This window comes from Sphingopyxis sp., from assembly GCF_035944815.1.
Classification (GTDB): Bacteria; Pseudomonadota; Alphaproteobacteria; order Sphingomonadales; family Sphingomonadaceae; genus Sphingopyxis.
In genome coordinates this window covers 327,886-354,437 of sequence record NZ_DASZAU010000009.1, presented here as the reverse complement: position 1 = coordinate 354,437, position 26,552 = coordinate 327,886, and the positions used below count along the sequence as shown (strand labels likewise).

The following is a 26,552-nucleotide window of genomic DNA, read 5'->3' as shown; positions in this document are numbered from 1 at the left end:
TTCGCCCGTGACAGGGCTTTTCGGGCCATGCAAATCCCCGCTCAACGAAGGGGATACTGCATGGCTTCCGATCGCATGCTCCAGTTTGTGGGGCGTGAACAATCCTATCCGGACAAACGCTCCGCCGACGAGCGCGCGCAAGACTTTCGCGAGATCGCCGAGCGCTACGCCGCTCCGCAAGCCGACGCACAGGCGGCGCGCTGCTCGCAATGCGGCGTACCCTATTGCTCGGTGCACTGCCCGCTCCACAACCATATCCCCGACTGGCTGCGCCTGACCGCCGAGGGGCGCCTGCGCGAAGCCTATGAGCTTTCGAACGCAACCTCGACGATGCCCGAGATTTGCGGCCGCATCTGCCCGCAGGACCGCCTGTGCGAAGGCAATTGCGTGATCGAGTTCTCGGGGCATGGCGCGGTGACGATCGGCAGCGTCGAGAAATATATCACCGACACCGCGTGGGCCGAGGGCTGGGTCGAGCCGCTGCATGTCGGCGCCGCGACCGGCCAGTCGGTCGGTGTGATCGGCGCAGGTCCCGCGGGGCTGACCGCCGCCGAATATCTGCGCGCCGCGGGGCATGAGGTGCATGTCTATGATCGCCACGACCGCGCCGGCGGCCTCCTCACCTATGGCATCCCGGGCTTCAAGCTGGAGAAGGATGTCGTGATGCGCCGTATCGACCGGCTGGTCGAGGGCGGCATCCATTTCCATCTCGGCTTTGCCGTCGGCGAAGATGCGACGCTCGACGCGCTGCGCCAGAAGCATGACGCGATTCTGATCGCAACCGGCGTCTACAAGGCGCGCGAGATCAACGTTCCCGGCAACAGCGCCGACGGCGTGATCGCCGCGCTCGACTATCTGATCGCGTCGAACCGCAAGAGCTTTGGCGATGACGTGCCGGCGTTCGACGACGGCCGCCTCGATGCCAAGGACAAGCATGTCGTCGTCATCGGCGGCGGCGATACCGCGATGGACTGCGTCCGCACCGCGGTGCGCCAGGGTGCGAAGTCGGTGAAGTGCCTCTACCGCCGCGACCGCGAAAATATGCCGGGATCGCAGCGCGAGGTCGCCAATGCCGAAGAGGAAGGCGTCGAATTCGTCTGGCTGTCGGCGCCCGAAAGCTTCACCGCCGACAAGCATGTCAAGGAAGTCGCGGTCGCGGGCATGCGCCTCGGCGCGCCCGACGCGAGCGGTCGTCGCAGCCCCGAAGCCGATCCCGGCCGCAAGTTCGATGTGCCCGCCGACATGGCGATCAAGGCGCTGGGCTTCGATCCTGAGGAACTGCCGCACCTGTTCGGTTCGCCCGACCTGTCGGTCACGCGCTGGGGCACGCTGCGCGTCGATCACCAGACGATGATGACCAGCCTGCCCGGTGTTTTCGCCGCCGGCGACATCGTTCGCGGCGCCAGCCTGGTCGTCTGGGGCATCCGCGACGGGCGCGATGTCAGCGACCAGATGGCAAAGTGGTTGAAAGCGAAGGCCAAAAGCGAAAAGAAGGCAGCATGACCAACAGGGAAGGAAAATTCATGATGCCGTCGTTCCAATCGATCCTGCTTGCCGGTGCCGCCGCGATGCTGCCGTTCGGCGCCGCAGCCCATGCCGCGCCGAAGAAGGCCGCCAAGGAAGCACCGGTCGCCGAGGTGATGGTCGCCGAACCAGCGCAGGTCGAGGAAGAGCCTGCCAGCGACTTCGACAGCGAAGCCTATGCCAAAGAGCAAAAGGCCAAGATGCAGAAGGAAATGGACGAGGCGATCGCGCTGATCGAAAAGATGTTCGACACCGGCAACCTGCCGCCGATCGAACCCGCGCGCCTTGCGCTCGCGCAAAAGACGATGGGCCAGCTGATCCCCAGCGGCAGCCTCGAGAAGATGATCGACAATCTGTACGGCAAGATGTTCAAGACGATCATGGGCGAGTTCGGCGGCCAGTCGGACCTGATGCTGTCGATCAAGACCGGTGTCGAAAGCGAAAAGATCGCCGCGCTCGACGAAGCGACGAAAACCAAGGTCGCCGACATGTTCGATCCGCACCGCAAGGAGCGCGAAGACCAGATCACCAAGGTGATCAAGCCGCTGATCAGCGAAGTGCTGGGCGACATGGAGCCGCCGATGCGCGAGGGCATGTCCAAAGCCTATGCGCGCAAGTTCACCGCGGCGCAGCTCACCGACCTCAACGGCTTTCTCGCGACGCCGACTGGCACGCTCTACGCCAATGAATGGATGGCGCTGCAAGCCGACCCCGAAGTGATGCTGGCGATCATCAAGGCGGTTCCTCCGCTGATCACCAAATTCATCGATCGTGCGCCGCAGATCGAAAAGGACATGAAGGAGCTGCCGAAAGAAAAGCAGCTGTCCGATTTCAGCGACAAGGAACTCGGCCAGCTCGCCAAGCTGATGAAGATCGACGTCAAGGTGCTGAAGGAACAGCGCGACATGTGGAACAGCCCGGCCGAGGACGCGGCGACGACCGACGTGGCCGAAGCCGCCGACGATTATGCCGTCGATGCGGCCGCCGACGCCGCGGATGCCGCCGCTGCGGCTGCCGATGCCGCCGTCGCGGCGGTCGACGACCCCGCCTATGACCGCAGCAACTGGTCGGCGGCCGACCTGAAGCGTGTCGAGGACCTTGAGACCGCCTACGAAAACGCGTCGCTCGCCGCGCTGCAGGCGGCCGAAGAAGCGGCCGCAAACGCCCGCAAAAAACTGCCGCCGACGGAGTAAGCCAAGCGATGTTCGCGCTCCTTCTCACAATGGCCCTCGCGCCCGACGCACCGCCGCCGGCCCGGCTCACGCCGGTGTCGGCGGCCGCGCCCGCGCAAGGATCGTTGGCGCTGGGCGTGGAAATCGCGTCGCTTCTGAACAACGCCGACAGCACCAGTCGACAGATGGTCAAGCTTTTCGACGAAACCATGCCCTCGACGCTGGCCGCGAATCCCGACCTGGCGGCGCTCGAAGCCGAATATCCCGGTATTATCAAGCGCATGATCGAAGCCATGCGACCCGAAGTCGAACGGCAGGTTATCGGCGGCCTGCCCGTGCTGTGGGATCGCATGGCGGCGGTCTACGCCAGCGCGATGACCGATGCCGAAATGCGCGAAATGCTGGCCTTCTATCGCAGTCCCACGGGTCAATGGCTGATCGAAAGCATCGGCGAAGGCGCGGATCTGTCGAAGCTGATGACCAATCTGCTCGAGAATGAGAATGCATCGATCACGTCGAGCGACCTCAATGCTGTGGTCGCCGACAGCGTCGAGCGCGATTTGAAGCGCACCATGACCAAGGAGCGCGAGCGCGATATCCTGCGAATGTACGCGAGCCCCGTCGGCCGCAAGATCACGGCCCTCAATCCAAGGCTGCTCGAGATCGGCGCAGCCTGGTCGAACGAAAGTACGCCCGAAGAAGACGCGCGGCTCAGCGAGATCGTGGAGGGCGTCGTCGCCGAATTCATGAACGCATCCGAAGACAAAACCTCAAGGCAAAGCAGCTAATGACCCACTATCCCACCCCCGATCATGCGCGGCTCGCAGCCGAGGGCATGTATCGCCCCGACATGGAATCCGATGCCTGCGGCGTCGGCATGGTCGCGGCGACCGACGGCAAGCCGTCGCGCCGTGTCGTCGAGGCGGCGATCGAAGCGCTGCGTGCCGTGTGGCACCGCGGCGCGGTCGACGCCGACGGCAAGACCGGGGATGGGGCGGGCATCCATGTCGACCTGCCGGTCCGTTTCTTCGACGATGCGATCGCGGCGTCAGGGCACAAGGTGCGCCCGAACCGCCTCGCCGTCGGCATGGTCTTCCTGCCGCGCACCGATCTGGGCGCGCAGGAGGAATGCCGCACGATCGTCGAGGCCGAGATCATCGACGCAGGTTTCACCATCTATGGCTGGCGCCAGGTGCCCGTCGACGTCTCGGTGATCGGCGACAAGGCGCAGCGCACGCGCCCCGAGATCGAGCAGATCATGATCGCGGGGCCCCTGCCCGACGAACAATCGGTCGCCGAGTTCGAAAAGCAGCTCTATCTCGTCCGCCGCCGCATCGAGAAAAAGGTGATCGCGGCGCAGATCGCCGACTTCTATATCTGCAGCCTGTCGGCGCGCTCGATCATCTACAAGGGCCTGTTCCTTGCCGAGAGCCTTGCGGACTTCTTCCCCGACCTCACGAACAAGCTGTTCGAGAGCCGCGTCGCGATCTTTCACCAGCGCTATTCGACGAACACCTTTCCGCAATGGTGGCTGGCGCAGCCGTTCCGCTGCCTCGCCCACAATGGCGAGATCAACACGATCCGCGGCAACAAGAACTGGATGAAGAGCCACGAGATCAAGATGGCGAGCCTCGCCTTCGGCGAGCATTCGGAAGACATCAAGCCGGTGATCCCCGCTGGCGCATCGGACACCGCCGCGCTCGACGCGGTGTTCGAGGCACTGTGCCGCGCCGGCCGCGACGCGCCGACCGCCAAGCTGATCCTCGTCCCCGAGGCGTGGACGACCGAATGCGATGTCCCCGACAACCACCGCGCGATGTACTCCTATCTCGCCAGCGTGATGGAACCGTGGGACGGCCCCGCCGCGCTCGCGATGACCGACGGCCGCTGGGCGGTCGCCGGGATGGACCGCAATGCGCTCCGCCCGCTCCGCTACACGCTCACCGCCGACAATCTGCTCGTCGTCGGCTCGGAAAGCGGCATGGTGCTGCTGCCCGAGGCCAGCGTGCGCAAGAAGGGCCGCCTTGGCCCGGGTCAGATGATCGCGGTCGATCTCGACGACGGCACGCTCTACGAAGATCTCGCGATCAAGGACAAGATCGCCGACGCCGCCGACTATGCGTCGCGCGTCAAGGGCTTCCGTACGATGGCCGACCTGCCCAGGGGCGGCAAGTCGAGCCTGCCGACCTTCGAACGCAGCGAATTGCTCCGCCGCCAGGTCGCCGCGGGCCTCACCATGGAGGATATGGAACTGATCCTCAGTCCCATGGTCGAGGATGCGAAGGAAGCGATCGGGTCGATGGGCGACGACACGCCGCTCGCGGTCATTTCCGACAAGCCGCGCCACGTCGCGCAATTCTTCCGCCAGAATTTCAGCCAGGTCACCAACCCGCCGATCGACAGCTTACGCGAACGGCATGTGATGAGCCTCAAGACGCGCTTCGCGAACCTCGCGAACATCCTCGACGAAAAGGGGCAGAGCGACCACGTCCTCGTGATCGATTCTCCCGTGCTCGTCGGCGACGACTGGGATCGCCTGCGCGCCTATTTCGGCGATGCGGTTGCCGACATCGACTGCACCTTTGCCGCCGGCGGCGACGCCGCGACGCTACGTGAAGCCATCGCGCGCGTCCGCCGCGAGGCCGAGGAGGCCGTGCGCGCCGGGCGCTCCGAGCTCTTCCTCAGCGACCAGAATATTGGCGAGAAGCGCGTCGGCATGGCGATGGTGCTTGCCGCCGCCGCCGTGCACACGCATCTCGTGCGCAAGGGGCTGCGCAGCTATGCCTCGATCAACGTCCGTTCGGCCGAAGTGCTCGACACGCATGCGTTCGCCGTGCTCGTCGGCGTCGGCGCGACGACGGTCCATGCCTATCTGGCCGAAGCCGCGATCGCCGACCGCTGGACGCGCGGCCTGTTCGGCGGCGAGCTGTCGCTGAACGACTGTCACCTCCGCTTCCGCAAAGCGATCGACGACGGTCTCTTGAAGATCCTCGCCAAGATGGGGATCGCGGTGATCTCCTCCTATCGCGGCGGCTATAATTTCGAAGCGGTCGGCCTGTCGCGCGCGCTCGTCAACGACCTCTTCCCCGGCATGCCGGCAAAGATTTCGGGCGAGGGCTATCAGTCGCTCTTCATCAACGCGACCGACAAGCACACGGCGGCGTTCGACAGCCGTGTCACCACCTTGCCGATCGGTGGTTTCTATCGCCAGCGCGCGGGCGGCGAGGCGCACGCCTATTCGGCACAGCTCATGCACCTGCTGCAAACCGCAGTCGCGACCGACAGCTATTCGACCTATCTGCAGTTCGCGCGCGGGGTCGCCGACCTGCCGCCGATCTATCTGCGCGACCTGATGGAGTTCAACTATCCGGCGCAGGGCGTCGCGCTCGACAGCGTCGAGGCGATCACCGAAATCCGCAAGCGCTTCGTCACGCCGGGCATGTCGCTGGGTGCGCTGTCGCCCGAAGCGCATGAGACGCTGGCGATCGCGATGAACCGCATCGGTGCGAAGGCGGTGTCGGGCGAAGGCGGCGAAGCGAGCGAACGTTATCGCCCCTATGCGAACGGCGACAATGCCAACAGCAACATCAAGCAGATCGCGAGCGGGCGGTTCGGCGTCACCGCCGAATATCTCGGCGCGTGCGACGAAATCGAGATCAAGGTCGCGCAGGGCGCCAAGCCCGGCGAAGGCGGCCAGCTTCCGGGCTTCAAGGTCACCGAATTCATCGCGCGGCTGCGCCATGCAACGCCGGGCGTGACGTTGATCTCGCCGCCGCCGCATCACGACATCTATTCGATCGAGGATCTGGCGCAGCTCATCTATGATCTCAAGCAGATCAACCCGAAGGCGCGCGTCTGCGTGAAGCTGGTTTCCAGCGCGGGCATCGGCACCGTCGCAGCGGGCGTCGCCAAGGCGCACGCCGACGTCATCCTCGTCGCGGGCAACACCGGCGGCACGGGTGCCAGCCCGCAGACCAGCGTCAAATATGCCGGCACGCCGTGGGAAATGGGCCTCAGCGAAGTCAATCAGGTGCTGACGCTCAACGGCCTCCGCCACCGTATCCGCCTGCGCACCGACGGCGGGCTCAAGACGGGGCGCGACATCGTGATCGCCGCGATCCTCGGCGCCGAGGAATATGGCATCGGGACTTTGAGCCTCGTCGCGATGGGCTGCATCATGGTGCGCCAGTGCCACAGCAACACCTGCCCTGTCGGCGTCTGCACGCAGGACGAGAAGCTACGGCAGAAGTTCACGGGGTCGCCCGAGAAGGTCATCAACCTGATGACCTTCATCGCCGAGGAGGTGCGCGAAATCCTTGCCAAGCTCGGTTGCCGCAGCCTCGACGAGGTGATCGGCCGTACCGAATTGTTGCGCCAGGTCAGCCGCGGCGCCGAGCATCTCGACGACCTCGACCTCAATCCGATCCTCGCCAAGGTCGACGCGCCAGACGATCAGCGCCGTTCGCAAGGGCCGACGTTCCGCAACGCAGTGCCCGACAGCCTCGACGCGCAGATCCTGAGTGACGCCAAGCCGCTGTTCGAGCGCGGCGAGCGGATGCAGTTGACCTACAATGTCCGCAACACGCACCGCGCCGTCGGCACGCGCCTGTCGGCCGAGGTCACCGCGCGCTTCGGCATGAAGGGCCTCGCCGACGACCATGTGCAGGTGCGCCTCCGCGGCACGGCGGGCCAGTCGCTCGGCGCCTTCCTGTGCCAGGGCGTCACGCTCGAGGTCTTCGGCGACGCCAACGACTATGTGGGCAAGGGCCTGTCGGGCGGCCGCATCGTCGTGCGCCCGACCGTCTCGAGCCCGCTGGTCAGCCAGCACAACAGCATCGTCGGCAATACGGTCCTTTATGGCGCGACTGCAGGCACCTTGCTCGCCGCGGGTCAGGCGGGCGAGCGTTTCGCGGTCCGCAACTCGGGCGCGAAGGTCGTCGTCGAGGGCTGCGGCGCGAACGGCTGCGAATATATGACCGGAGGTACCGCGGTGATCCTTGGTCCTGTCGGCTCGAACTTCGGGGCAGGCATGACCGGCGGCATGGCGTTCATCCTCGACACCGACGACCAGTTCGAACGCCGCGCCAACGGCGAATCGATCGTCTGGCAACGCCTCGCCAGCAGCCATTGGGAAGCCGTCCTCAGGGGACTCGTCGAAGAGCATGCCAAGGCGACGGGCAGCAAATGGTCGGCCGAAATCCTCGCCGACTGGGATCGCTGGCGGGACCGTTTCTGGCAGGTGTGTCCGAAGGAAATGCTGAGCCGCCTGACGCATCCGCTGAACGAGGAAGAGGTCGAGGTCGTCGCGGCCGAATGACCCGTCGCGGAGGCGGTGCGCTTCGTCGCATCGCCGCGCGACGTTCACCCCAGCGAAAGCGTCTTTCCTTTAGGGACGCGGCTTTGATGAACCCCCTCGTCCCCCTCGAAAGGATCGAGCCATGACCCGCCTCGCCCTGCTCGCCCTACCCCTGTTCGCGCTCGCCGCGCCCGTGCCCGCATCCGCCAGCGAGATGCAGGGGGCCGTCGCGACGCTCAACGATCCGGTAGCGCAGGACCGCATGGCCGACACGATCACTGCTGTTGTCGGCGCGCTCATGCAGATGCAGGTCGGCCCGCTTGCCAAGGCGGTGGCCGAGATCGATCCCGAATCCGACGCGGCCTATATCCCGCCCGACGCGACGCTCGGCGAAGTGACCGGCCGCGGTGCCGACTATGCGAACCGCATGGGTGACGATGTACGCGCCGGAACGCGGATGGCGGGCCACGCAGCATCGGCGCTCGCGGCTTATGCCCCGGTCCTCAAGGACATGGCGCGCGATCTTGCCGCCCAGTGGGAAAGGGAGCGCGCGGAGGCGCGCCGCTGACGGCTTAATCCACAATCGCTTTACCGCCGCGCGCCATAGGCGTTGCGCCCGGCGCCTTGCTGCCGCTATGCCGGGGGTATGTGGCAACTCTATCAATTCCCGCTCTGTCCCTTTTCGCGCAAGGTTCGCCTGTTGCTGGGCGAAAAAGGCGTCGGGTACGAATTGGTGCGCGAATCGCCGTGGGAACGCCGCGACGAATTCATCGACCTCAATCCCGCCGGCCGCACGCCGGTGATGGTCGATCAGACGCGCGGACAGGTGCTGATCGACAGCATGGCGATCGCCGAATATTTCGAGGAAACCGTCGAAGGCAAGGCGATGATTAACGGCACGGCGGCGAACCGCGCCGAAATCCGCCGGCTGACCTCGTGGTTCGACCATGACTTCTATTATGAAGTCACGGGCCCGCTGCTGTTCGAGCGGATGCAGAAGCGCATCGTCCACCGCCAGCCGCCCGACGGCGGCGCGCTGCGTGAGGCGATGAAGGCGGCGAACAACCACCTCGACTATGTCGACTATCTGATCGATCACCGCACCTGGCTCGCCGGCGCGACGATGAGCCTCGCCGACCTCACCGCCGCGGCGCATATCTCGGTTGCCGACTATCTCGGCGGCATCGACTGGACGGGGCACGAGCAGACGAAGGGCTGGTATTCGGGACTCAAGTCCCGGCCCAGCTTCCGCCCGCTGCTAGCCGAGCGGATGGAAATCGTGACGCCGCCGAAATATTATGAGGACGTGGACTTCTAGGGGAGCGGATGAACGCCCCACTCCGTTCGTGCTGAGCTTGTCGAAGCACCGTCCTTGCCTTTGATATCGCAAGAAGGAAGAACGGCCCTTCGACAAGCTCAGGGCGAACGGGTTTATTCTTCTAGCAGCCCTTGTATTTCCAGTTGCGGTCCTTGCCCTCGGCGACCTGCGCGACGATCGTTTCGATGCGTTTGATGCGCGTTTCCTCGCGCTTCGCCTCGAGCACCCATTCGATATAGTCGCGGCGCTTGCCCGGCGAGAAGGCGTCCCAATGGCCCTGCGCTGCCGCGTTGACCTTGAGCGCCGCTCCGAGATCGGCGGGCAGGTCGAGCGCGGCCTTGGGCATCGGTGCCGGGCGCTTGGGCTTGCCTTCTGCACAAAGCGCGGCTGCCTTGACGATATACGCCGCCATCTGCTTGTCGTCGGGCAGGTCGGCGAGCGATGTCAGGCGCCCCATGCTACCCATCGCGCCGGTATCGCGCGGCGATCCCGTCACCTCCTCGTCGCGCCAGAAGCCAAAGGTCGCATGCTCCTTGAACGCGGCCATGCCCGCGAGATTCTGGCCGTTCAGCACGAAATGCGGCACGCCCCATTTCAGCGTTTCTTGCGAGCCAGGCGCATGTTTATGCACCAGTTCGCGCAAATGGGTCAGGATCGGCTGCGCGAACGGCTGGCGCTTCGCGATATAATCGTCGACGCGCGGATCGCGGCTCACGCCGTGTGCCTCGCGGCGACCAGATAGTTGAGCGCCTCGCTGCCGCCAAGCTTGAAACCCTTCGCCGCCGATGGCGACAAGCCCGTACGGTCGACGACTTCCAGCCCCGCGCCTTCGAGCAATTTCGTCAGTTCTTCGGGCTTCAGGAACTGGTCCCAGTCGTGCGTCCCGCGCGGCACCGCACCGATGCGTTCGGCCGCCTCGACGAGCAGCAATTTCGACAGCATCGTGCGGTTCGGCGTCGACAGGATCATCAGTCCGCCCGGCGCAAGCCGCGCCGCGAGTTCGCCGACGAAAGCGGCCGGATCGGTGACATGCTCGACAACCTCCATCGAGGTGACGAGATCGAAGGTCGCGGGCGGCAATGCCGCGAGTTCGCCGGCGTGATAAGCGATCGCCAGCCCCTGCCCCGCCGCGTGGCGCTGCGCCGCCGCGATATTTTCGGGCGCTGCATCGACACCCGTCACCGCCGCGCCCATCCGCGCCAGCGGCTCGGCAAGCAGCCCGGCGCCGCAACCGACATCGATCGCCGTTCGGCCGGCAAGCGCATGGCGCTGACGCGCATCGACCTGCCAATGCGCGTCGATCTGGTCGCGGATATAGGCAAGGCGCACCGGGTTGAGCTTGTGCAGCATCGCCGAAGACCCGTGTGGATCCCACCAGTCGGCGGCGAGCGCGCCGAAATGGGCGGCTTCATTCGGATTGATCGTCGCGGCGCTCATGCTTCGCGATGTGGCACCGCACCTTCACGGGTGCAAGAAATTCTATCGCACGCATAGGTTCTCACGCTTGCCATCGCCCGCCCCCTTCCGTAACGACGCGAGCGCCGCGGAAATCCACGGGAAGTTGCGGCAGAAACCAGATTCAGGAAAGCGGGGCGAGATGGCGCGGATCGTGATGAAATTCGGGGGCACGTCGATGGCGGGCACCGAGCGGATTCGCACCGTGGCGAAACTCGTCGCGCGCGAAGTCGCCAACGGCAACGAAGTCGCGGTCGTCGTTTCCGCCATGGCGGGCGAGACCGACCGGCTCGTCAATTTCTGCCGCGAAGCGAACCCCCGCTACGACCCCGCCGAATATGACGTCGTCGTCGCCGCGGGCGAACAGATCACCTCTGGCCTGCTCGCGCTGACCTTGCAGGCGATGGGCACCCCAGCGCGCAGTTGGCTCGGCTGGCAGCTCCCTATCCGCACCGAGGAAGCGCATGCGCGCGCGCGCATCATCGACATCGACACCGGCGCGCTGACCGCCGCGATGGGACGCGGCGAGGTCGCGGTGATCCCGGGCTTTCAGGGCATGATGGACGATGGCCGCGTCTCGACGCTGGGTCGCGGCGGGTCGGACACCAGCGCCGTCGCGGTTGCCGCTGCCGTGAAGGCCGATCGCTGCGACATCTACACCGACGTCGACGGCGTCTATACGACCGACCCGCGCATCGTCGCGCGCGCGCGCAAGCTCGATTATGTCACCTATGAGGAGATGCTCGAACTCGCGAGCGTCGGCGCGAAAGTGCTCCAGACGCGCTCGGTCGGGCTCGCGATGAAGATGGGCGTGCGCGTGCAGGTCCTCTCGAGTTTCGTCGAAGGCGACGAGGCTCCCAAAAAAGGCACGATGATCGTCAGCGACGAGGAAATAGAGGAACATCAGATGGAACGGCAGCTGATCACCGGCATCGCCCACGACAAGAATGAAGCGAAGATCATCGTCACGCGCGTCCCCGACAAGCCGGGCGCGGTCGCGAACATCTTTGGCCCGCTCGCCGCCGCCGGCATCAACGTCGACATGATCATCCAGAATGTCGGCCGCGAAAAGGGCGAGACCGACGTGACCTTCACCGTTCCCGGCACCGACCTCCTCCGCTCGATCGACCTGCTCGAAGCCGCGAAGGACAAGATCGGCTTCAACCGCATCATCAGCGACGACAAGGTCGCGAAAGTCAGCGTCGTCGGCGTCGGCATGAAGAGCCACGCGGGCGTTGCGAGCACGATGTTCCGCGCATTGGCCGATCGCGGCATCAACATCCAGGCGATCTCGACCAGCGAGATCAAGGTCAGCGTGCTGATCGACGAGGACGAGACCGAACTCGCGGTGCGCGTCCTTCACACGGCGTACGGGCTCGACGCAGAATAGGGCGCCGGTCCCGGGAGCCGCTCAGTTCCAGTCGCGCGCAAGGAAGCGTTCTTTCGCGCCGCCGAGCACTGCAAGGGCGCGCTCGACATTGCGTTGCCGCGCCGCGTCCGATTTCAGATTGGCGAGATAGCGCAATATCTCTTTCTGCAGGCTGGGTGACAGGCCGTCCCACCGGGCCTTGGCCGATGGTTCGGCATCGAGGCGCGCTGCGAATTCGGGCAGCATCTCATGCTGCGGACCGCCCGTATATGCTTCGTCAAAGACGACCGACACATCGACCATGTCACCCAGATCGGTGCCCGACGCCTTGCGAACCACGCCGTCGAGATAGAGGTAGAAGCTCCCGTCGCCCGCCGGCATCATATTGATGCGCCACGGTGGGTCGGGCTGGCCGTTCACCTGGACCAGCACGGGCATCGGCTTTTTCCAGCCGGCCTTGATCCGCCCCGCCCGCGCCGGGCTCACCAAGACATAGGGATTGATGCCCCTGATTTCGATTTTCGCTTTGAAGTTCATGCCCGATCCGTAGCAGCGATCAGGACGGCGTGACCACCGAAACGGCTGCCCGGCGGCGCAACCGCGCCTGTCCGATGAAATGCACCACCGCGATATGGATCGCGAACAGCCCGAATTTCGAGGCGAGCGGGAAGACGCCGATGAACAGCGGCCACCACTGTGTGAAGAAGAGCGCGATCACCAGATTGAGCCCCGCGCTCGCGAACATCAGCGCCGCCCAGATCATGCCGAAACGGTCCATCACGTCGCCGACCAGCGCCATCTGCTCGGGCGGGATATAGCGGTTGAGCCAACCCTGGCGGAGCATCACCGTCCCGACGATCAGATAGACCACCGTCGGCTTCGCCATCACGAAGCGCGGGTCGCCGGTGAGCAGGGTTGCGGCGGCGGTGAACAGCACCGACGCAAGGCTGATCCATTGCAGCGCCGCGACCCGGTGCCCGCGCGCCAGTTCATAACCGACGACGCCCAGCGCCACGACCGTACCCGCGATCGTCGCGGGGAATATCCCCGCACCGGCGACAAGCAGGACCGCAAAAACGAGCACGCCGAGCGAATCGAACAGCATCGGTCCGAGAGCGTAGAGCAAGGTTTTCATCTGCCTGTCCTTCCGACTCAATGTTATCGACGTAAACATTGATCCCAGGAAGCCGCGGGGTCAAGGACAAATTGACGATGTTAACATTGGATGCGGTGAAGTGCGGTTACGCCGCGATCAGCTGCGCAGGCGAACCTTCGCCGTCACCGACAGCCCCGGCCGGAGTTCGGCGAGCGCCAGCTGCCCCGGATCGAGCCTTATGCGCACCCCGACGCGCTGGACGATCTTGGTGAAATTGCCCGATCCCGGCTCGAAGGGCAGCAGCGTGAACTCGCTGCCCGACCCCGGCGCGAGGCTTTCGACCGTACCGTGCAGCGTCTCGCCCAGCGCGTCGACATAGACGTCGGCCTTCTGCCCGGGGCGCATCGCGCGCGTCTGCGTTTCCTTGAAATTGGCGACGACATAGATCGACTTCACCGGCACGACCGACAGCAGCCGCGAGCCCGGCTGGACATAGTCGCCGACCTGGATACGGCGGTTGCCGACGACGCCGTCGATCGGCGCGACGACCAGCGTATGCCCGCGATCGAGCTTCGCGAGCGCCAGCGCGGCGCGTGCCTTCGCCGCCTCGGCCTCGGCCGCCTTGACCTGCGCCGACAGGATCGGACCTTTCGCCTGCGTCACTGCCGCCGCCTCGAAGCTCGCGCCAAGGTCGGCGCGCGAGCGCTGCGCCGCCGACGCCGCGCCGACCGCGGTCGCCGACACCTGTTCGGCATCGCGCTTCGTCACAAACCCGTCGACGAGCAGCGCATTGTAGCGCCGCCGATCCTCGCTCGCGCGCGCATATTCGGCGTCGGCGGCGGCGATCTGCGTCCGCACCGACCGGATCTGCGCCGCTGCAAGCTGCTGCTCGGCACCCAGCGAGGCGAGCGTCGCGCGCGCGGTCGCGACCTTCGCATCGGCGTCGGCGACCGCAGCTTCGGCCGCCATCAACCGCGAGTCATAATCGCGCACGTCGATGCGGACGAGCGGATCGCCGGTTCGCACCGCCTGATTGTCCTTTACCAGCACCGCGGTGACGAGCCCGCCGACACGCGGCGCGACCTCGCTCGCATCGGCCTGCAGATAGGCATTGTCGGTCGACTCGGCGCTGCGCGGCGACAGGATCCACCATGTCCCGACGGCGGCGACGACGAGCGCAACCAAGCCAATCTTCCATGCCTTTTTCGGCAGCGCGATCCGGCGCGTCCGAGCTTCTCCGGCCGGCGCTCCGGCCTCGATAGCAGCCTGTACGTTCACGGGTTGATCACCAGCAGCGTCGAGGTTGCGGTCGCAAGGACGCGCCCCGCCTCGTCGGTGATCTTCGCCTCGGTATAGGCGACGCGGCGGCCGATCGAGATCACCCGCCCTTCGGCGCGCACCTTGCCGGTCTTCTCGGTCATTGCCTTGAGGTACGAGGTCTTGAGTTCGAGCGTCGTCATCGACTGGCCATCCTCGAGCTTGGTGACGACCGCGATCCCGCAGGCGGAATCGAGCAGGGTCGCGGCATAACCGCCATGGACGGTCCCTTGCGGGTTATAATGTTCGGGCCCGGGCACGCCCTCGAACGCCGCCCAGCCGTCGCCGGCATCGACGAGCTGGAAGCCCAACGTATGCCCGATCGGCGGACGTCCGCCCGTGGCGATCAGCCCCTGCACGCGAGCGAGCGTCATTGCACGACCCCCAGTCCGTAACGCGCGACGATACTGGCGTGCGTGTCGGCGAGCAGCGCGTCGGACAGCGCCGGGTCGCCGACCGCGCGGGCGAGCGCGACACCGCCGACAAGCTGCGCGAGCAGCGCGTGCGATTCCGCCTCGGCATCGGCATAGCCAAGCGTCGCCAGCGGCGCCGCGAGGCGGGTCGCTATCCCTTCGACGCCTGTGCCGAAGCGATCGCGCGTTGCAGGCTGCGAGCGCGCGAAATCGCCCGAGAGCGTCGGCAGCGGGCAACCGCGATCGCGGCTGTCGCGGTGGGCGGGCGACAGATAGAAATCGACATAGGCACGCAGCACGGCGCGCGGATCGCCCTTTGCGTCGATCTTCTCGGTCCGCGCCCGCGCATCGGCGAACATCGTTCCGATCGCCTCCTTCACCAGCGCGTCCTTCGACGAAAAATGTGCATAGAAGCCGCCGTGCGTCAGTCCCGCACGCGCCATGATGCCCGCGACGGCGACATTGTCGGGGCCTTTCGCGCGAATCTCCTTCGCGGCCTCCTTCAGCACCCGCGCGCGGGTTTCTGCCTTGTGCTCGGTTGAATAGCGCACTTGCGTCTCCTTTTATATGACGCATATAATATAAAGTCGACAGGACACAAGACCCATGGCCTCCATCCCGCTTTCCCCCGCAGCAGCAGACCCGCCGTTCAACCCGGCGGCGATGCCCGACGCGCGCAAATATCTGATCTTTGCGGTCATGGCCTTTGGCCAGTTCATGGCGCTGATCGACATCCAGATCGTCGCGGCGTCGCTCAACGAGGTGCAGGCGGGACTGAGCGCCGGCCCCGACGAAATCAGCTGGGTGCAGACCGCCTATCTGATGGCCGAGCTGGTGATGATCCCCTTCTCCGCCTTCCTCGCGCAGGCGCTCTCGACGCGCTGGCTGTTCGCGGCGTCGGCGGGTCTCTTCACGATCGCGAGCGTGCTGTGCGGCCTTGCGTGGAGCATCGAATCGATGATCCTGTTCCGCGCGGTGCAGGGCTTCGTCGGCGGCGCGATGATCCCGACGGTGTTCGCCACCGGCTATATGCTGTTCGAAGGCAAGCAGCGCGCGATGATCCCTGCGATCCTCGGCATGGTGTCCGTGCTCGCGCCGACGCTCGGCCCGACGGTCGGCGGCTGGATCACCGACGCGATGGGCTGGCGCTGGGTCTTTTTCATCAACGTCCTGCCCGGCGCGATGGTGACGCTCGCGATCCTCGCGCTTGTCCGCATCGACAAGCCGAACCTGCCGATGCTGCGCCAGATCGACTGGGTGCATCTCGCCTCGATGGCGGTGTTCCTCGCGGGGCTGGAGTTCGTGCTCGAGGAAGGCCCGAAGCACGACTGGTTCAACGAGCCCGAAATCGCGATCGGCGCGTGGGTGTCGTTCGTCGCTTTCGGGCTCTTCCTCGAACGCTCCTTCCGCTCGGACGGGCCGATCGTGAAGCTCACCCCGTTCCGCAAGCCGACCTTCGTCTTCGCCTGCGTGTTCAACGTCGTGATCGGCTTCGGTCTCTACGCCAGCACCTATCTCGTCCCGATCTTCCTCGGTCGCGTGCAGGGTTACAATGCCGCCGAAATCGGCACGACGGTTTTCGTCTCCGGCCTCGCGCAGCTGATGGGCGTGCCGATCGCCGCGGCGCTGTCGCAGAAGGTCGACCAGCGCATCGTCATCACCTTTGGCCTGACCCTGTTCGCAATCGGCCTCTGGATGTTCAGCTTCATGACCCCCGAATGGGGCTTCGCCGCGCTCTTCTGGCCGCAGGTCGTGCGCAGCTTCGCGATCATGCTCTGCATCGTACCCTCGGTCGGGCTCGCGCTCGGCAATTTCGAAGGGCCCGAACTGCGCTACGCCTCCGGGCTGTTCAACCTGATGCGCAACCTCGGCGGTGCGATCGGCATCGCGCTGGTCAACACCTGGCTCGGCGACAATCTGCGCATCCATATGCTGCGCTTGTCCGAAGCCTTGGGCCGCTCGGCCGACGCCGCGAACGAGGCAGCAGCGGGGCTGGCGCAGCATATCGGCCGCTATGTCTCGGATCCTGCGCTTGCACAGCAAATGGCGGAGGGAACGCTCGGCCGAATCGTCTGGCGCGAGGCGCTGACGCTCGCCTTCGACGACGTCTTCCGCCTGATGGCGTATCTGTTCCTCGCCGCGCTGGTGATGGTGCCCTTCTGCAAGCCACCGCCGATCGGCGGCCCCGCGCCCAAGGATGCGCATTAGCCGAAAAAATCGGGAAGTTCATCGAAAACAATTGGTTGCAGACCCGCATCTGCGCTGCAACGCCGCGCATCGAACACCGGGCCTCGGGACCAGCCCAAAGCCAGACAGAGGATATCATGCGAGTAGAAGGCAATTATGCGGAAGATGGTTATGCGACGATCAGGGGCCTGATCCCTCCAGAAGTAGCGGCAAATCTCTTCAAGCAATTGCAGATGGACCTGCAGGGTGCGGGAAAATCCTTCGACACCTTTGCCAAGTCGCACCCGCTGTCGAAGCAGCGCACGGTCGATATCTCGGGCCATTTCTACCGCCCGCTGACCACTTTCCTCTGGGGCCTTACCCCGATCGTCAGCAAACTGACCGGGGCCGACCTGCTGCCAAGCTACGACTATTTCCGTATCTATCAAAAGGACGATATCTGCCGCGTCCATTCGGACCGTCCGTCGTGCGAACACAGCGTCTCGCTCACGCTGGCTTATAGTGACGATCGGCCCTGGCCGCTCGAAGTCGGCTCGGTTCGCGTCGACGGCGAGGGCCCGTGCTTAGATGATTTCGGCGACGAACCTTTCACCGCGGTGGCGATGCAGCCCGGCGACGCCGTGCTGTACCGCGGCATCGACCTGCGTCATGGGCGGACGATGCCAAACCCCAACCGATGGTCGGCGCACCTCTTCCTGTTCTGGGTCGAGCGCGACGGCGATTTCGCCCAGCATGCCTTCGACGAACAGCGCCTGAAATCGGAGCTGCAGCGGGTCGGCAATATGCAACCCCGGGCGGATCTGGTTACGGCCGGGACCTGAACGAAGTCCGGTAACAGCCGTTTGTGTAGATTAAAAAGAGCTGCTCACGCATTCCGCGCCATCAGCCCGCCATCGACCGGGATCACAGCGCCGGTGATATAGCTCGCCGCGGGTAGCACGAGGCTGAGCGTCACATGCGCGACCTCTTCGGGTTCGCCATAGCGGCGGAGCGCGGTGCGGCGTTTGGCGAAGACGGCTTTGTCCTCTTCGAGCACCTTGTCGGTCATGCCGGTGCGGATCGGGCCGGGACAGATGCAGTTGACCGTGATGCCATCGCGGCCGAGATCGACCGCGAGGCCGCGGGTCAGGCCGGTGACGCCGGTTTTGGCAGCGACGTAAGGGGTGTCGCCGGGGGTCGCGCCGAGGCCTTCGGTCGAGGCGATGTTGACGATGCGCGCGGCGTCGCTTTGGCGCAGATACGGCAGCGCGGCGCGGACCATGCGCTGGTGCGCGGTCAGCATCACCGCGAGCGCGCGGTGCCAGATCGCCTCATATTCATCCCCGGCGTCGAGCGGGGCGAAGCTTGAGACCCCGGCGTTGTTGATGAGGATGTCGATGCTGCCGAAATGCGCCGCGATGGCGGCAACGGTCGCCTTGATCGCCTCACCGTCGGCGACGTCGAGCGCGAAGGCTTTGGCATCGGGACCGGCCTCGGCGGCAACGGCCTCGCAGGCGGCGAGGTCGAGATCGGTGACCGCGACCTTCGCGCCTTCGCTCGCGAGCAGCAGCGCGGTCGCGCGGCCCATGCCGCTCGCCGCGCCGGTGACGATCGCGACGCGGCCAGCGATCGAGCGCGACAGCGCGATCACCGGAACGGCGGCTCGTTGAACGCGCGCAATTTGCGGCTGTGGAGCTTGGCGCCCTCGTCGCGCATCGTCTCGCACGCGCGGATGCCGATCTGGAGGTGCGCGGCGATCGCTTCCTCGTAGAAGCGGTTCGCCTGTCCGGGCAGCTTGAGTTCGCCGTGGAGCGGCTTGTCGCTGACGCAGAGCAACGTGCCGTAGGGAACGCGGAAGCGGTAGCCCTGCGCGGCGATCGTCGCGCTCTCCATGTCGATGCCGATCGCGCGCGATTGGGAGAAGCGGAGCGCGCTGTCGGTGTAGCGCAGTTCCCAATTGCGGTCGTCGGTGGTGACGACGGTGCCAGTGCGCATGCGCTTCTTGAGGTCGGCGCCGGTGGCGCCCGACACCGCTTCGGCGGCACTCGCCAGCGCCACCTGCACCTCGGCGATCGGTGGAATCGGGATTTCGACCGGCAGCACCGCGTCGAGAATGTGATCGTCGCGCAGGTACGCGTGGGCGAGAACATAATCGCCGATGCGCTGGCTGGGGCGGAGGCCGCCGCAGTGGCCGATCATCAGCCAGGCCTCGGGCCGCAGCACCGCGAGATGGTCGCAGATCGTCTTGGCGTTCGACGGACCGACACCGATGTTGACGAGGGTGATGCCGCCGCCGTCGGGGGCGATGAGGTGATAGGCGGGCATCTGGTGCCGCCGCCAGGCGCTGTCGGCGACGAGCGCGCTCGCATTGACGCCGGGCTGGTCGACATAGAGGCCCGCGGCGCCCGCGAGCGCGGTGTAGCGACCCTGCCCGACCTGCGCGCCCGCCCAGGCGACGAATTCGTCGACGTAGCGATGATAGTTGGTGAAGAGGATATAGCGCTGGAAATGCTCGGGCGCGGTGCCGGTATAGTGGCGAAGGCGTGCGAGGCTGAAGTCGGTGCGGAGCGCATCGAACAGCGCGAGCGGCTGTGCCTCTGCGGGGTCCTGTCCGAACAGGCCGTCGGCAAGTTCGTCGCCGATGTCGGCCAATTCCGTAGTCGGGAAGTGGCGCGCGAGTTCGAGCGGGGTGACGCCGCCCATGTCCGACCCGTCGCTGGCGTCGAGCACATAGGGAAAGGGGATCTGCTGGCCGGTGCGTGTGACTTCGAGACCGATGTCATAGTGGCGCGCGAGCAGCGTGAGCTGGTCGCGCAGATAGTCGGCGAACAGGTCCGGGCGCGTCACCGTCGTTTCGAACACGCCCGCGCGTTCGAAACGGCCGAAGGCGAGGTTGTGGCCCTTTTGTCCTTCGCGCTGTTCGCCCGTCGTGGTGAGGCGGATCGCCGGATAGTCGAACAATCCGGTCGCGGCGGCATCCGTCGGCGGCAGCGTGCGGTCGCGGACATAGTCGGCGATGGCGGATTTGAGGTTGGAGACCGACGTGCGGAAGCGCGTTTGAAGTTCGGCGATGATGTCGTCGACGAGCGCGGTGGGGTCTGTGGTTTCTTGCGATGCGTTGGATGTCATCGCGTCGCTGTTGCACGAAATTGTGACAAAAGAAAAGGGCGACCGGAAATGATGGCGGCGCGGCCTTTCGGGCCGCGCCGCCGCCCCCTTTGTTACATCTTGAAGCTGGCGCGGACGTAATAATAGCGTCCGGGCAGGTCGTAAGCGGTCGGATCGAAATTGTTGAGGTCGCAGCTGATGCACCCCGGCGCCTTGACGTCGAACAGGTTGTTGACGCCGAGCGCGAAGCCGAAGGCGTCGGGATCGTCGGCCGGGAACCAGCGCAACTGGAAGTCGGTGTAGAAGCGCGCCTTCATCCGGTTGTCGTTGGCGAGCGGCTCGCGGATCGCCGAGACATAGCGGCCGGTCAGCGTCGCGCCGATCGATTTGCCGTCCCAGTCGAGGATGCCGACCGACTTCCATTTGGGGAAGGTCTGGCTGGGGCTGCCCTGTTCGGTCCCCTCGCGGCTGACGACGAGCTGGCCGTCGGCGGTCGGCACGAGCACGTCATATTGGGTGAGGAAACTGTTGTTCCAGGTGAAGGCGAAGCGTCCGGCCGCGGTTTCCTGCGTCCGATAGCTGAGGTTGACGTCGACGCCCTTGGTACGGATGCCGGCGATATTCTGGAGCAGTCCCTCGACGAACGTGAGCTGGCCGCCCGGCGCGCGGGTGACGAGGCCGCAGGCGGCGGGGTCATTCTGTCCGACGCATTGCGCCAGCGTGATCTCGGCATTCACCGCCTGGATCGCGCCCTTGACCTTGATGTCGTAATAATTGGCCTCGAGCGACAGGCCGGGGACGAACGAGGGGCTGTAGACGCCGCCGAAGATCCAGCTGCGCGAGCTTTCGGGAGCGAGGTCCTGGTTGCCGCCGACGAGCACCGAGATTTGCGGGTTGGCCTGCGCATAGCCCGCCGTGGGGACGCCCTGCGCGATGCAATTGTTGCGGACGGTCGTATTGTTCGTCCAATTCTGTCCCGTCGTCGTCGAGGTCGAGCAGGGGTCGTTGATCGACTGGTCGAAGCGCGACTGGGTGCCGAACAGCTCGCCGATCGAGGGGGCACGGAAGCCCTCGGCATAGGAAGCGCGGAGGCGCAGGTCCTCCACCGGTTTCCAGTTGACCCCGCCCTTCAGCGTCGTCGTCGAGCCCGAGGTCGAATAATCCGACCAGCGCACCGCACCGGTCAGTTCGAGCAGGTCGAAAAAGGCGGTGTCGGACAGGATCGGCGCGCTGAGTTCGGCATAGGCTTCCTTGACATTGTAACTGCCGCGCGTCGGCAGCGCCGGGATGTCCGAACTGAAGCCCGCGGCGACGATCGGATCGGGATCGAAGCTTCCTTTCAGTTTGCGATATTCGACCCCGACCGCGACGCCGAGCGGGCCGCCGGGCAGGTCGAACAGGCTGCCGGTCAGGTTCGCCGAGGCGCTGAAGGTCGACTGGCGGCTGCGGTCGCGCTGGGTGAACATGACATAGTCGAGCATCGGCTGGGTGATCGAGCCGACCCCGCCGAAGATGTTGAACGGCACGCAGTCGCCGGTGCAGTCGGCGACCGGCCCGAGCGCGCGGCGCAGGCGGTCGGAATTGATGTTGCCGTACATCGTCTGCCGCGCCTTGTTGCGACCATAGGCGGCGTTGATGTCCCAATACCATTTGCGCCCGCCGCCGACGTCGAAGCTGCCGTCGAGCGTCGCGACACCATAGATCGTCGTGACCGTCTGGTTGAAGCGGCGCGGGCCGCCCTCGACGAAACGGCGGTAGACAAAATCGGTGTTGGTCGAATCGAGCGTCACCCCGAACGGGTTGAACGGATTGCTGGCATCGACCGTGATCGCGTCGAGCACCGGGGTCAGCCCCGCCGCGACACCGAAGCCGAAGGGCAGCGGCGCGGCCTGGTTTTTCGACTTGCGGCGGTTCCAGATGCCGCGCAGCGAGAAGTTGATGCTGTCGCTGATTTCCTGCCGCGCGTTGACGAAGGCGCCATAGCGTTCGACCGGAATCTGGAGATAGTTGAACGGGCCGAAGTTGAAGCGGTCGGCGTCGCCAAAGGCTTTGAAGTCGCTAGCCGGATCGGTCGGGTTGCCGGCGTTGTAAACGGGGGTGCGGCCGATGACCGGGCCGCGCAAGGTCAGGTCGTTGCCGAACACCGCGAAGCGCCCGAGCGGCACGAAGCCCGAGCAGCCGCCGTCGAGGCAGGTGCTGGAGTAAGGTGCGGGGAAACGCGAGATGTCGCGGCTGCCCGCAAAGACGCCGCCCTGATCGACATAATTGGCGCCGACGACGATCTGCGTCGGGCCGCGACCGTTGCCCCAGCTGAGCCGCGCGCTTTTGGTAAAGCCGTCGCCCTGGCCGAAGCCGCCGACCTGCGCGCTGGCGCGGAGACCCTCCTGGCTGCGCTTGGTGATGATGTTGACGACCCCGGCGATCGCGTCCGATCCATAGATCGCCGACGCGCCGTCCTGCAGCACCTCGACGCGTTCGATCGCGCTTTCGGGGATCGAGTTGAGGTCGGTCGAGCCGGGGACGCCGCTGGCCGAGGCGCCGTTCACGTAGCGGATGCCGTCGACGAGCACAAGGACGCGGCGCGATCCGAGGTAGCGCAGGTCGATTTCGGCCGCGCCGGCGCCGACTCCGCCGCCGTCGGGCGGATTGCCGAGATTGCCGCTGTTGTTGAACTTGCTGTTGAGGCCGCCGCCCGAACTCGGCAGGCGCTGGAGCACGTCATTGACCGAATTGAGGCCGGTCTTCGCGATATCTTCCTGTCCGATGAAGGCGATCGGCGCGTCCTGGTCGAGCGGGTCGCGGCGGATGCGCGAACCGGTGACGACGATGGTATCGCCGGGCGCCGCGGCGGTCTCGTCCTGCGGACTGGGGGGTGTTTGCTGGGCGTATCCGGGGGCGGCGCAAGCGAGCGCCGCCGCGATGGCGATCCCGGCCGTTCCGGATCGTGCAAAATGCTGGAACTGGGTCATAATCCTCTCCTCCTGCTGTTTTTTAGGGCATGGTTGAGCGGCCGCCCGATCAGGGTGGCCGCGTCAGCAACGCACTGAAAAACAATTCGGATGAGAGGAGCGCGCCTGCCGGGTACGAATCACCGGCGACTGTGGCCTTCGGGCCACAGCGCGCCGGCCGGCGGGCGCAGAAAAGGGCTTAGAGCTGTTCGAGCATATGGTCGGCGCTCGACACCTTGAATTCGCCGGGGGCTTCGACGTTGAGCTGCTCGACGACGCCGTCGTTGACGATCATCGAGAAACGCTGGCCGCGCTTGCCCATGCCGAAAGCGGTGCCGTCCATGGTAAGGCCGACCGCTTCGGCGAAGGCGCCATTGCCGTCGGCGAGCATCGTGACGCTGTCGCCGGCGCTCGCGCTCTTGCCCCATGCGCCCATGACGAAGGCGTCGTTGACCGCGGTGCACACGATTTCGTCGACGCCCTTGGCCTTGAGCTCGTCAGCCTTGTCGACGAAGCCCGGCAGGTGCTTGGCCGAGCAGGTCGGGGTGAAGGCGCCGGGAACCGAGAAGAGCGCGACCTTGCGGCCCTTGAAATAATCAGCGGTATTGACCTGTTCGGGTCCGTTTTCGGTGACCTTCACGAAGGTCGCGTCAGGCAGCTTGTCTCCGGTCTGGATCGTCATGGTCGGCATCCTTTGCTTGAGGGGATTTTCGTCGCGCCGACATCGGGTGGGGCGACGCGGGAGTCAAGCAGCCGAAAGCTCTTGCAGTGGTTTTCGAGCGACGCCGGGACCCTGCGCGGAGCTTTCTTGGCCTTGAGCCCGAAGGAAAGACCCGCCCCCGGGCCCATGTCCCCGGGGGCGGGTCGCGACCCGTCGTCCTTTGGCCGCCCCGGCCCCGCGGCATGATGCGGGGCCCGGGCGCCGGATCAGGCGAGGTCGAAACGGTCGGCGTTCATCACCTTGGTCCACGCCTTGACGAAGTCCTTCACGAACTTCTCCTCATGGCCGCTCTCGGCATAGACTTCGGCGACGGCGCGGAGTTCGGCGTTCGATCCAAAGATCAGATCGGCGCGCGTCGCGCGCCAGGTCTCACCGCCGCTGGTGCGGTCGGTCGCGACATATTCCTGATCGTCCGATCCCTCCACCGACTTCCACACATTGGTCATGTCGAGCAGGTTGACGAAATAGTCGTTCGTCAGCTGCCCCGACCGCTTGGTGAAATGCCCGTGGCCGCGCTCGCCATGATTGGCGCCGAGGACACGCAGGCCGCCGACCAGCACGGTCATTTCGGGCACCGACAGGCCGAGCAGCGAGGCGCGGTCGAGCATCATTTCCTCGACCTTCACGGCCAGCTTCTTGCTTCCAACATAGTTGCGGAAGGCGTCGGCCTCGGGCTCCATCACCGCGAAGCTGTCGGCGTCGGTCTGTTCGGCCGTCGCATCGCCGCGGCCGCCGGTGAAGGGCACGTTGGTGGCGCCCGCCTTTTCCAGCCCGACCACGCCGCCGAGGACGATGACATCGGCCAGCGACATCGAGCCGCGCAGCCCGTTCAGCGTATCGATCACCTTGGCGAGGGCGGCCGGCTCGTTGACCTCCCAATCCTTCTGCGGCGCGAGTGCAACGCGCGCGCCATTGGCGCCGCCGCGATAGTCCGACTTGCGATAGGTGCTCGCCGACGCCCAAGCCGTCTTGACCAGCTGGCTCACCGTCAGGCCGCTGCCCGCGATCGCCGCCTTCACCGCGGCGACATCGGCGTCCGAGGGCTTCGAGCCGGCGGGGATCGGATCCTGCCAGATCAGGTCTTCGGCGGGGACTTCGGGGCCAAGGTAGCGAACCTTCGGACCCATGTCGCGGTGGGTCAGCTTGAACCAGGCGCGGGCGAAGGCATCCTTGAACGCTTCATGATCGTCGCGGAACTTCTCGCTGATCGCGCGGAATTCGGGATCGCGCTTCAGCGCCATGTCGGCGGTGGTCATCATCGTCGGCACCTTCTTGCCGGGGACATGCGCGTCGGGCGCCATATCCTCCTCCTTCTGACCGATCGGCTGCCACTGGTTGGCGCCCGCGGGCGACTGCACCAGCTCGTAATCATAGTCGAACAGCAGGCGGAAATAATTCTCCGTCCACTCGCGCGGCGTGTTGGTCCACGCGCCCTCGATGCCGCTGGTCACCGTATGCTCGCCGATGCCGCCGCTTTCATGGCTGCTGACCCAGCCAAAGCCCTGCGCGGCAAGATCGCCGCCCGACGGCGCATTGCCGAGCAGCGACGCATCGCCATTGCCATGCGCCTTACCGAAAGTGTGGCCGCCGGCGGTCAGCGCGACGGTTTCTTCCGAATTCATCGCCATGCGATCAAAGGTTTCCTTCATGTCGCGAGCCATGCCCTCGTCATTGTGCGGATTGCCCTGCGGCCCTTCGGGATTGACGTAGATCAGCCCCATCTGGATCGCGGCGAGCGGCCCTTCAATGACCATATTCTTGTCGGGGTCGATGCGCGTCTGGACGCCCTGGTTGACCCATTTGTCTTCGCTGCCCCAATAAATATCGCGCTCGGGTTCGAACACGTCGGCGCGGCCGCCGCCGAAGCCGAACACCGGCCCGCCCATGCTTTCGATCGCGACATTGCCGGTCAGGATGAACAGGTCGGCCCAGCTGATCTTGTTGCCATATTTCTGCTTGATCGGCCACAGCAGGCGGCGTGCCTTGTCGAGGTTGCCGTTGTCGGGCCAGCTGTCGAGCGGCGCAAAACGCTGTTGCCCGCTGTTGGCGCCGCCGCGGCCGTCGGCGGTGCGATAGGTGCCCGCGGCGTGCCACGCCATGCGGATGAAGAAGGGACCATAATGACCATAGTCGGCCGGCCACCAGGGCTGGCTGTCGGTCATCAGCGCGGTCAGATCGTCCTTCAGCGCCTGATAGTCGAGCGACTTGAACGCCGCGGCATAATCGAAATCGACGCCGAGCGGGTTCGACGAGCCATTCGGATTGAGGATCTCGGTCGCCAGCATGTCGGGCCACCAATCCTTGTTGGTCTGGCCGAGCAGGGCGCGGACGCCGCCGGGTTGATGGACCGGGCAACCGCTGCCGATGGGGGTCTGGTCGTTCATGCAGTCTCTCCTCTGTGTGATTATTGGCAAAACATGATGCGATACGGTGACGCGCGCATGACGCGCAGCCGGCGAGTTCTTCATCGGGACGTTCGGCGCAAACCGCGTCGAGTCGGGTGCATCTCCTTTCGTTCTGTTGAGTGAAGGATATGCGCCCCCGCCCCATCGACCTAAACGAATAAGATGAATTCAGTCATCGAATGAACCGATCAAGCGCGCACCGGTTGCCTGTATGCGGCGTGGCCCGTCCCGCATCGGCCACGCC

At 65.5% G+C, this 26,552-nt stretch carries 21 protein-coding genes; 9 read left to right on the top strand and 12 right to left on the bottom strand.

Translation table 11 applies throughout. From position 1 onward, the window contains the following. Positions 1-60: 60 nt before the first annotated feature. From VGU00_RS12490 to VGU00_RS12465, 6 genes are all read left to right on the top strand, one after another. Positions 61-1,503 (top strand): NAD(P)-dependent oxidoreductase, encoded by a 1,443-nt coding sequence (locus VGU00_RS12490; RefSeq protein ID WP_327468949.1) that lies wholly within the window; start codon positions 61-63, stop codon positions 1,501-1,503. Positions 1,504-1,523: 20 nt separating this feature from the next. After that, positions 1,524-2,717 (top strand): DUF2059 domain-containing protein, encoded by a 1,194-nt coding sequence (locus VGU00_RS12485; RefSeq protein ID WP_327468947.1) that lies wholly within the window; start codon positions 1,524-1,526, stop codon positions 2,715-2,717. Positions 2,718-2,725: 8 nt separating this feature from the next. Further along, positions 2,726-3,484: a DUF2059 domain-containing protein gene (locus tag VGU00_RS12480; RefSeq protein WP_327468945.1), complete on the top strand. Its 759-nt coding sequence runs from the start codon at positions 2,726-2,728 to the stop codon at positions 3,482-3,484. Further along, positions 3,484-8,013, top strand: coding sequence for a glutamate synthase large subunit (gltB, locus tag VGU00_RS12475; protein ID WP_327468943.1), 4,530 nt, complete (start codon positions 3,484-3,486; stop codon positions 8,011-8,013). Before VGU00_RS12480 ends, gltB begins: the two co-directional genes overlap by 1 nt. A 121-nt stretch (positions 8,014-8,134) precedes the next feature. Further along, positions 8,135-8,560 carry a hypothetical protein gene (locus tag VGU00_RS12470; protein WP_327468941.1) on the top strand — a complete coding sequence of 142 codons (426 nt, stop codon included), beginning with the start codon at positions 8,135-8,137 and terminating at the stop codon, positions 8,558-8,560. Positions 8,561-8,638: 78 nt separating this feature from the next. Then, complete coding sequence (locus VGU00_RS12465) at positions 8,639-9,310, top strand: glutathione S-transferase family protein (RefSeq protein ID WP_327468939.1); 672 nt, start codon at positions 8,639-8,641, stop codon at positions 9,308-9,310. A 121-nt stretch (positions 9,311-9,431) separates the two neighbouring features. Here VGU00_RS12465 and VGU00_RS12460 read toward each other — a convergent pair whose 3' ends face one another. Then, on the bottom strand, positions 9,432-10,025 hold the full coding sequence (locus tag VGU00_RS12460) for a YdeI/OmpD-associated family protein (RefSeq protein WP_327468937.1): 594 nt from the start codon (positions 10,023-10,025) through the stop codon (positions 9,432-9,434). Beyond that, positions 10,022-10,747 carry a bifunctional 2-polyprenyl-6-hydroxyphenol methylase/3-demethylubiquinol 3-O-methyltransferase UbiG gene (gene ubiG, locus VGU00_RS12455; protein ID WP_327468935.1) on the bottom strand — a complete coding sequence of 242 codons (726 nt, stop codon included), beginning with the start codon at positions 10,745-10,747 and terminating at the stop codon, positions 10,022-10,024. The genes VGU00_RS12460 and ubiG overlap by 4 nt, the downstream gene beginning before the upstream one ends. Before the next feature lie 160 nt (positions 10,748-10,907). Between ubiG and VGU00_RS12450 the strand changes: the two genes are divergently transcribed. Then, positions 10,908-12,155: an aspartate kinase gene (locus VGU00_RS12450; protein WP_327468933.1), complete on the top strand. Its 1,248-nt coding sequence runs from the start codon at positions 10,908-10,910 to the stop codon at positions 12,153-12,155. A gap of 21 nt (positions 12,156-12,176) precedes the next feature. On the opposite strand, the gene VGU00_RS12445 is transcribed toward VGU00_RS12450, so the two are convergent. The 5 genes from VGU00_RS12445 to VGU00_RS12425 form a co-directional block, all read right to left on the bottom strand. Then, a complete protein-coding gene (locus tag VGU00_RS12445) occupies positions 12,177-12,671 on the bottom strand; it encodes a YdeI/OmpD-associated family protein (protein ID WP_327468931.1) in 495 nt (164 codons plus the stop codon). Positions 12,672-12,690: 19 nt separating this feature from the next. Continuing rightward, a complete protein-coding gene (locus VGU00_RS12440; protein ID WP_327468929.1) occupies positions 12,691-13,269 on the bottom strand; it encodes an inner membrane-spanning protein YciB in 579 nt (192 codons plus the stop codon). A 117-nt stretch (positions 13,270-13,386) separates the two neighbouring features. Then, positions 13,387-14,508, bottom strand: a complete 1,122-nt coding sequence (locus VGU00_RS12435; protein ID WP_327468927.1) for an HlyD family secretion protein — start codon at positions 14,506-14,508, stop codon at positions 13,387-13,389. Continuing rightward, complete coding sequence (locus VGU00_RS12430; protein WP_327468925.1) at positions 14,505-14,921, bottom strand: PaaI family thioesterase; 417 nt, start codon at positions 14,919-14,921, stop codon at positions 14,505-14,507. Before VGU00_RS12430 ends, VGU00_RS12435 begins: the two co-directional genes overlap by 4 nt. After that, entirely contained in the window at positions 14,918-15,511 is a 594-nt protein-coding gene (locus tag VGU00_RS12425) for a TetR/AcrR family transcriptional regulator (RefSeq protein ID WP_327468923.1), read from the bottom strand. The genes VGU00_RS12430 and VGU00_RS12425 overlap by 4 nt, the downstream gene beginning before the upstream one ends. A gap of 55 nt (positions 15,512-15,566) precedes the next feature. On the opposite strand from VGU00_RS12425, the gene VGU00_RS12420 reads away from it, so the two are divergent. Continuing rightward, positions 15,567-17,168: a DHA2 family efflux MFS transporter permease subunit gene (locus VGU00_RS12420; protein ID WP_327468921.1), complete on the top strand. Its 1,602-nt coding sequence runs from the start codon at positions 15,567-15,569 to the stop codon at positions 17,166-17,168. A gap of 35 nt (positions 17,169-17,203) precedes the next feature. Further along, positions 17,204-17,968: a hypothetical protein gene (locus tag VGU00_RS12415; protein WP_327468919.1), complete on the top strand. Its 765-nt coding sequence runs from the start codon at positions 17,204-17,206 to the stop codon at positions 17,966-17,968. A gap of 44 nt (positions 17,969-18,012) precedes the next feature. On the opposite strand, the gene VGU00_RS12410 is transcribed toward VGU00_RS12415, so the two are convergent. From VGU00_RS12410 to katG, 5 genes are all read right to left on the bottom strand, one after another. Then, entirely contained in the window at positions 18,013-18,777 is a 765-nt protein-coding gene (locus VGU00_RS12410) for an SDR family NAD(P)-dependent oxidoreductase (RefSeq protein ID WP_327468917.1), read from the bottom strand. Further along, the gene (locus VGU00_RS12405) at positions 18,774-20,255 is read right to left on the bottom strand and encodes an AMP nucleosidase (RefSeq protein ID WP_327468915.1); all 1,482 of its coding nucleotides are present in this window, start codon (positions 20,253-20,255) and stop codon (positions 18,774-18,776) included. The genes VGU00_RS12410 and VGU00_RS12405 overlap by 4 nt, the downstream gene beginning before the upstream one ends. Positions 20,256-20,347: 92 nt before the next feature. Then, the gene (locus VGU00_RS12400) at positions 20,348-23,203 is read right to left on the bottom strand and encodes a TonB-dependent receptor (protein WP_327468913.1); all 2,856 of its coding nucleotides are present in this window, start codon (positions 23,201-23,203) and stop codon (positions 20,348-20,350) included. Positions 23,204-23,381: 178 nt separating this feature from the next. Next, positions 23,382-23,864: a peroxiredoxin gene (locus VGU00_RS12395; RefSeq protein ID WP_327468911.1), complete on the bottom strand. Its 483-nt coding sequence runs from the start codon at positions 23,862-23,864 to the stop codon at positions 23,382-23,384. A 245-nt stretch (positions 23,865-24,109) separates the two neighbouring features. Then, the gene (katG, locus tag VGU00_RS12390; RefSeq protein WP_327468909.1) at positions 24,110-26,287 is read right to left on the bottom strand and encodes a catalase/peroxidase HPI; all 2,178 of its coding nucleotides are present in this window, start codon (positions 26,285-26,287) and stop codon (positions 24,110-24,112) included. Positions 26,288-26,552 lie beyond the last annotated feature (265 nt).

Excerpts from the sequence above, each read along its gene's own strand:
- VGU00_RS12445 (WP_327468931.1), bottom strand. The coding sequence starts at position 12,671 with ATGAACTTCAAAGCGAAAATCGAAATCAGGGGCATCAATCCCTATGTC.
- VGU00_RS12395 (WP_327468911.1), bottom strand. The coding sequence starts at position 23,864 with ATGACGATCCAGACCGGAGACAAGCTGCCTGACGCGACCTTCGTGAAG.
- VGU00_RS12490 (WP_327468949.1), top strand. The coding sequence starts at position 61 with ATGGCTTCCGATCGCATGCTCCAGTTTGTGGGGCGTGAACAATCCTAT.
- VGU00_RS12465 (WP_327468939.1), top strand. The coding sequence starts at position 8,639 with ATGTGGCAACTCTATCAATTCCCGCTCTGTCCCTTTTCGCGCAAGGTT.
- VGU00_RS12485 (WP_327468947.1), top strand. The coding sequence starts at position 1,524 with ATGATGCCGTCGTTCCAATCGATCCTGCTTGCCGGTGCCGCCGCGATG.
- gltB (WP_327468943.1), top strand. The coding sequence starts at position 3,484 with ATGACCCACTATCCCACCCCCGATCATGCGCGGCTCGCAGCCGAGGGC.
- VGU00_RS12480 (WP_327468945.1), top strand. The coding sequence starts at position 2,726 with ATGTTCGCGCTCCTTCTCACAATGGCCCTCGCGCCCGACGCACCGCCG.
- ubiG (WP_327468935.1), bottom strand. The coding sequence starts at position 10,747 with ATGAGCGCCGCGACGATCAATCCGAATGAAGCCGCCCATTTCGGCGCG.
- VGU00_RS12400 (WP_327468913.1), bottom strand. The coding sequence starts at position 23,203 with ATGACCCAGTTCCAGCATTTTGCACGATCCGGAACGGCCGGGATCGCC.
- VGU00_RS12420 (WP_327468921.1), top strand. The coding sequence starts at position 15,567 with ATGGCCTCCATCCCGCTTTCCCCCGCAGCAGCAGACCCGCCGTTCAAC.
- VGU00_RS12430 (WP_327468925.1), bottom strand. The coding sequence starts at position 14,921 with ATGACGCTCGCTCGCGTGCAGGGGCTGATCGCCACGGGCGGACGTCCG.
- katG (WP_327468909.1), bottom strand. The coding sequence starts at position 26,287 with ATGAACGACCAGACCCCCATCGGCAGCGGTTGCCCGGTCCATCAACCC.
- VGU00_RS12450 (WP_327468933.1), top strand. The coding sequence starts at position 10,908 with ATGGCGCGGATCGTGATGAAATTCGGGGGCACGTCGATGGCGGGCACC.
- VGU00_RS12470 (WP_327468941.1), top strand. The coding sequence starts at position 8,135 with ATGACCCGCCTCGCCCTGCTCGCCCTACCCCTGTTCGCGCTCGCCGCG.
- VGU00_RS12440 (WP_327468929.1), bottom strand. The coding sequence starts at position 13,269 with ATGAAAACCTTGCTCTACGCTCTCGGACCGATGCTGTTCGATTCGCTC.
- VGU00_RS12405 (WP_327468915.1), bottom strand. The coding sequence starts at position 20,255 with ATGACATCCAACGCATCGCAAGAAACCACAGACCCCACCGCGCTCGTC.